Origin of the sequence: Streptomyces hygroscopicus subsp. hygroscopicus, from assembly GCF_001553455.1 — a bacterium.
Classification (GTDB): domain Bacteria; phylum Actinomycetota; class Actinomycetes; order Streptomycetales; family Streptomycetaceae; genus Streptomyces; species Streptomyces hygroscopicus.
The window spans coordinates 71,464-77,693 of the sequence record NZ_BBOX01000122.1; the positions used below are offsets into that span (position 1 = coordinate 71,464).

At 73.3% G+C, this 6,230-nt stretch carries 4 protein-coding genes; 2 read left to right on the plus strand and 2 right to left on the minus strand.

Going from position 1 to position 6,230, the window contains the following annotated elements; translation table 11 throughout:
* Positions 1-109 precede the first annotated feature (109 nt).
* Together AXW62_RS14215 and AXW62_RS14220 are read left to right on the plus strand one after the other, a co-directional pair.
* Positions 110-646 carry a hypothetical protein gene (locus AXW62_RS14215; protein ID WP_174556389.1) on the plus strand — a complete coding sequence of 179 codons (537 nt, stop codon included), beginning with the start codon at positions 110-112 and terminating at the stop codon, positions 644-646.
* A 518-nt stretch (positions 647-1,164) separates the two neighbouring features.
* The gene (locus tag AXW62_RS14220; protein WP_060944846.1) at positions 1,165-2,841 is read left to right on the plus strand and encodes an SWIM zinc finger family protein; all 1,677 of its coding nucleotides are present in this window, start codon (positions 1,165-1,167) and stop codon (positions 2,839-2,841) included.
* A 405-nt stretch (positions 2,842-3,246) separates the two neighbouring features.
* On the opposite strand, the gene AXW62_RS14225 is transcribed toward AXW62_RS14220, so the two are convergent.
* Positions 3,247-4,503 (minus strand): TIGR02679 family protein, encoded by a 1,257-nt coding sequence (locus tag AXW62_RS14225; protein WP_060944847.1) that lies wholly within the window; start codon positions 4,501-4,503, stop codon positions 3,247-3,249.
* Positions 4,504-4,549: 46 nt separating this feature from the next.
* The coding region (locus AXW62_RS14230; RefSeq protein WP_063817582.1) for a TIGR02680 family protein at positions 4,550-6,230 on the minus strand (1,681 nt) is incomplete at its 5' end.

Sequence of the window (6,230 nt, forward strand, 5' to 3'; positions counted from 1 at the left end):
TCCCGCTGGGAAGACCCCGGGCTCGGAGGGACTCATGTCCGCTTCACTCCCGGTATCGGGAGGGAGCATCTTTCCGCCACGTGGCCGCGAGCACCATGGAAGGGCGACCGTGAAACTACGCATCGCGATGGCGGTGGCTTCCCTGGCCGCTTTGGCGCTCGCGACGACGGCGTGCGGATCGGAGCAGGACGGCCAGGGCAAGCACGACAAGGCGACATCGAAGCCGGTCACCATGGATGAAGAGCAGGCCACCAAGCGCGCGGAAGAGATCATTCACCAGGCCGTCGACGGCATGTCACCCAAACCGACTCTCAAGCGGATCGGTCCCGAGCCCGTGGGTCCCTGCGTGGCCCGTGATGATCACGGTTCTGACGATCGGCTGCAACTCAGCCTCAGCTACCAGCTCACGGGGGTCCCGGGCTCGGCGGCCAAGAAACTGGTGCGGCAGGCCCGGGACGCCTGGGTGAAGCAGGGCTACACATTCCAGGACTCCGATGAGGACTGGTCCAAACCCTTTCCATCGGTCGACATGCGCACCGAACCCGATGACTTCTGGATGGACGCCGTCGCCGGGGTCGTGGACCGGGCCAAGGGGGAGGGCCTCGCCTCCGTCGGGGTGACCTCGCCCTGTTTCACCCCTCGGTGACTTCGCGTCCAAGACCGGCTGTACCGCACTGCAATCGGCTCGGCTCCCGACGACGCCGAGTCCGCACCGTGCCCTCGACCGCTCCGGCCGGTCTGTGAAGCGCCCCGGGCCAGGCACCCGCGCAATACGGCGCCGAGCAGTTCGGCGACCCCACGCCATGGTGCCCACCCCGCTCAGACGTCTCGGTGTCGCGCTCGGCGTCTGGCCAACTCAAGCAGCGGGCCCAGTAGCGCGAGCGGGAGGGGCCACGCCCTGCACAAAGCTCCAAGGTTCTCCGGGGCTCCAAAGTCCTCCGGAGCCGCGGTCGTTCTGCCATGCTGAGCTGCGGGAAAGACGGGCTGATGGCGAGTACGACACCCTGGTCCGGGACGTGCTCGCCGTGCCCGGCGCCGAGCCGGGCACCCCGCTCGTGGCCACCTCTCGCTGGGGCCCGGAGGACCTGGTCCGCGCGTGGCAGCGGCCGGGGGAGAGGCAGCCCAGGGGGGCAGACGCAGACGGCACGAGAGCAGAGGAAGGCCATGGAAGGGTTCACCGAGTCGGATCTGCGGGCATTGGCCGGTGCGCGCTCCTTCGAACGAGGGCTCGGCTACCTGGACGCCGTATCCGGGGTCGAGGTCGGTGACGGCTGGGTCACCGCGAGTGTCCACGGCACGGAGCGGTACGAAGTGGAGCTGACGCTGGACGGGCCCGGCGCGCTGTCCGGCGAGTGTGACTGCCCCTACGGCATGGAGGGCAACTTCTGCAAGCACCTGGTCGCCCTCGGCCTGACCGTGCTCGCCCGGCGGGAGAGCCTGCCGCGGCAGCGGAAGGCGGCCCGGGACCGTGCGCAGGGCCTCGACGGGTGGCTGTCCGGCCTGTCCAAGGACGCGTTGCTCGCCCTCGTACGGGAGCAGATCGCCGAGGACCGGCAGTTGCGGCGCCGCCTGGAGCTTCGTGCCGCGAGCGCCCGCGGGGACGTCGCCGCGGTCCGCGCCCGTATCCGCGATCTGCTGGACGTCTCACCCTTCGCGCAGTACGGGTACGTCGCGTACGCCGATGCCCGCGCCTACGCCGACCAGGCCGGGCAGGCGGTGTCCGCGATCGGCGCGCTCACCGGCTCGGGCCGGGCCGACGACGCGATCACCCTGGCACGGGAGGCGATGCGGCTGCTCGCCGACGCGGTGGAGACGGTTGACGACTCCGACGGATGGCTCGGGCAGGTCGGTGCGGACCTGGCCGAGGCCCACCTCGAAGCGTGCGGCGCGGCACGCCCCGACCCCGAGGAGCTCGCGCGCTGGCTGGTCGGCCATGTGCTCGGCGACGTGGACGACGGCCTCACGGACATCGATCCGCTCGACTACGAGGAGATCCTCGGCGACGAGGGGATGGCCGTCCTGCGGAAGTCGGCGGTCGAGGCGTGGCGGGGCAACCGCCGCGGCTGGGCGGAGAAGTACCTGATGGAGCGTCTGGCCAAGGCGGGCGGCGACGTCGACGCGGTGATCGCCGTGCACGCGGCCGACCTCGTACCGAACGGACACACGCACCTGGTCATCGCCCAGGAGCTGGACGCCGCCCGGCGCCCCGACGAGGCCCTGCGCTGGGCGGAACGCGGCATCCAGGACGCCCGCGACCTCGCCGCCGTCGACACCGCCCTCCTCGACTACCTCTGCGACCGCTATGAGCAGGCCGACCGGCTCCCCGACGCCGTCGCCCTGCGCCGCGGCCACTTCGCCGCCCGCCGCACCCTGCCCGCGTACCAGCGCCTGCGAGCCGCCGCCCGGGCCGCGGACTGCTGGCCGGCCGAACGTGAGGGGGCGCTGGCCCTGCTGCGGGCCGATGCGGAACAGCGCCAGCCGTCCCGGTACGGCGGCCCCGTCCTGGTCGACGCCCTGCTCGACGACGAGGACGTCGACGCCGCCTGGGAGGCCGCCACCGACACCGGCGCCGACGACCGGCAGTGGCTCACCCTCGCCGACCAGGCCCGCGCCGCCCGCCCCGCCGACGCGCTCGGCGTCTACCTGCGCCTGACCGGACCGCTGACCAAGCAGACCGGCAACGCGGTCTACGAGGAGCTGGTCAGCCTGCTGCTGAGCATCCGGGACTGCCACCGCCGCCTCGGATCGACGGATGAGTTCACCGCGTACGCCACCGCCCTCCGCACCGCCCAGAAGCGGAAACGGAACCTGATGCGGCTGATGGACGCACACGGTCTGTGAGCCGGGTGCCGAGCGCGTCGCTCGGCACAGAGCGGCGGACCGGACCGAGGAGCGACGAGGGGCGGACGCTCCGCATGGCCTTCCCGCCGCACCGATACGGGTTGGGAGCTTCGTCGTGTACTGGCCGCACTCGCCAAGTCGCTGGTTGCAGGATGCGCCTGCCGCGTCGACTTCCTTTTCGCCGGAACCCGAACGCCCCAGGAACCCCGACCGATTCACCCTCTACACACCGATGGAAGGGATGCTGACCCTCGGTGTATGGGGGCTTCGGAGAATGCAGCGCGTCGGCTGGGCCGGGCACGGTTGAGGTGCCCGTACTGCGGTCTGCCTCAGGAACGGGTGGCGAGTGGGCTCGGACATGCTCCTTATACTGCTACGCCTACCCCACGCGATCCCGTTGAGTCGTCAGGGTGCGAGGTCGGTCAGGAGATCGTCGAGGACGGTTTCCTCCTCGACGCGTACGCGCAGTTCGCTCAGGGCGGCCCGCAGGCCCGGGTCCCAGGGGGCGGTGGCGGGTGTGCCCGTCAGGGAGGGCGCCAGGGGGCTTCGGCCGGCGGCGGCGCGGTAGTCGGCGGTGGTGTAGCGCCAGGGGTGCCAGGGGACGCGCCGCAGCAACGCGGCGGCGATGCGTATGCCGCCCCAGTCGAAGTCGCCGTGGTAGAGCAGCGTCGCCCGGTGGGAGTGCAGATGGCGCAGGAGGGTGAGGGCGGCGGCCGAGGGCTGGCCCTGGAGGCAGACCAGGGGCGGGCAGTCCGGGCCGTAGGTGTCGGCCGCCGTGGCGAGCACGGTCGGGTTCTCGCAGACGCGCACCACCGGCGGCGCCTGCCGGGGAGGGGTGCGGGTGAGCTGGCGCAGGGTGAGCACGGCGGGTTCCCCGCTGTCGGTGGCCCAGTCGAGCGCGGGGGTGCCGCGTAGGCCCACGGTCAGGACGGTGGAGGACAGGGCGTCCTTGAGGAGTCCCGCGCAGGCCCATGCTTCGCGGCGCCACTCGGCTCCGGTGCCGTCGGGGAAGCCGGTCAGGGCGCGGACGCCGGAGTGGACGAGGGTGGCGAGCGGGGTGCCGTCGTCGAGGGCGTGGGCGTCGCCGAGGGTACGGGCGGCGAAGGCCGGGAGGGAGACGGCCGGGTCCGCGGGCAGGCTCCGCAGCGCCGTCACGGCGGAAGCGAGCAGGGCGCGGGCGGACCCCGGGTCGCGTGCCAGGCGGCGGACGAGGCCGCTCACGCGGACGCGCTCGCCCCAGTCGGCCAGTTCGGGCCGCTCGGAGCAGAATTCGGTGAGCGGGGTGTACGCGTCGTGCCAGGCGTCCGCCTCCCGCCGGCGTACGTCGCTGAGGAGGGTGACGGGTCCGGTGAGGGCGACGACGGCGGCGGCGAGGCCGTCGGGGCTGACGCCGGAGCGGCGCAGGACGGTGTCGACGGCGTCGAGCCGGATGCTCAGCGAACGCCCGCCGCTGGGGGCCCGGCCCAGCAGGCGCTCGGCGGCGGCCCGCTCGCCGTCGGTGGGCGCGGCCAGGGTGACCGGGCCGGTGAGCGGCTCGGCGCGTTCCATACGGCGGCGTATCCGGTCCACCAGCCAGGCGCAGCCCGGGGCGCCGAGGAGGCGGGTGAGGCGGTCGCGGTCGACGCGCCCGGCGGGGGCGTCGGGTGCGTCGGGTGCGCTCATGCGTGGGCCCTCCCTTTCCTCGCCACGGGCGGCCCCGCGTCACTTCTCAGGGCCACAGGGCGTCCTGGCCGGGTGCGGGATTCTCGGTGGGGGCGGGTTCGGGGCCCTCGGGGGAGCCCGCCGGTGCGGGGACCGCCGCCGTGCGGTGGTCGGGTTCCGTCGTCGTGCGGTCGGGTTCGGCGGCCGTGTGGCGGTCGAGTTCGGGGGCTGTTCGGTGGTGGGGTTCCTGTGCCGTGTGGTGGTCGGGTTCCGTCGCTGTGCGGTGGTCGGGTTCGGCAGCCGTACGGTGGTCGGGTTCCGTCGCCGTGCGGTGGTCGGGTTCGGGGGCCCTGTGGTCGGGTTCGGGGGCCGTGCGGTGGTCGGGTTCCGTCGCCGTGTGGTCGGGTTCCGTCGTCGTGCGGCGGTCGGGTTCCGGGGCCCGGGTCCGCTCGGCGCCGTCCCACTGCCAGCGGGTCACCAGCACCGCGGCGATGTCGTCGACGCGGGAGAGCTGCGCGATGGCGATGCCGGGTACCTGGGGGTAGCAGGCCCATTCGCGCTCGCTGGTCATCACCACGTCCAGGTCGAAGGCGTGCAGCAGGCCCAGGCACTTGGCGCGGGAGTCGTCGTCGACACCGGCGAAGGCTTCGTCCAGGGTGACCAGGCGCGGGGCGTGCGGAGCGGCGGTGGCGTAGTGGGCGGAGGCGGCGGCGAACAGGGGTACGGAGACGGCCAGGACGCGTTCACCGCCGGAGGCGGGCCCGGTGGCGGGCACCCAGGCGCCGTGCTGGTGGCGTTCGATGCCGAATTCGTGCCAGGCGCGGTAGTCGAGCGCGGTGGTGAGCACTTCCAGCCAGCTGCCCGTGGCGTTCTCGGCCTGCGCGCGGGCGATCTGGGCTTGCAGGAATTCGCCGACCGCCGCCCGGTCCTCGGCCGCCCAGGCGTCGGCGGACTGGCGCAGCCGTGCCCGCGCCTGTGCCAGACCGGCTGGTGCCTTGCGGGAGGGCCGCCAGATCAGGCGCAGCTTCATGCCGGTGGAGGTGGGCCGCTGCTCGAGTTCGGTGTTCATGGCGCGCACCTGGCGCTCGGCGGTGCCGATCAGCTCCTGCAGGGTGCCGGCGACCTCGGTCAGCAGGTGGGTTTCCAGGATTTCGCGTTCGTGCGCCGACAGGATGCGGGTCAGCTCCTGGACCTCGGTGGCCAGGGCCCCGGCCAGTTCGGGCACGGCCCGCCGGCGGCCCTGGTAGACCAGGTCGACGATCATGCCGTCCTCGGTCATGCGCGCCGTCGCGCTGTGGCCGCCCCGGGAGAGGATGTCCTGGAGCTTCTTGTACTCCTCGCTGAGCCGCTTTTGCACGCGTTCCCAGGCGCCGTCGGAGTCGTCCGTGCCGGACAGCGCCGCCTCGATCGAACGGGCGAGCGCGATGGCCGGGGTGGCGGCCCAGGGGCCGCCGTCCAGCGGCGGGACGGGAGCCTCGGGCAGGGCGACGGTCAGCAGGCCGGTGGCCGCGAACCGCTGGAGCGCGGCGATGGCCTCGGCGCGCGTGGCCGCCGCCTCGCGGACATCCTTGTCCAGCTGCTCGATACGGCCCTCGGCGCGTCCGGCGCGGCGGTCCGCCGCGGAGTACTCCGCACGGCGCTGCTTCTGGTCCCGCTCGCAGGCGCCGAGGGCGTCCGCGGTTTCGGCAAGACGGCGCTCCAGCTCGGCGACGGCCGATCCGACGGTCGAGCGGAGAGTGGTGTGGCGC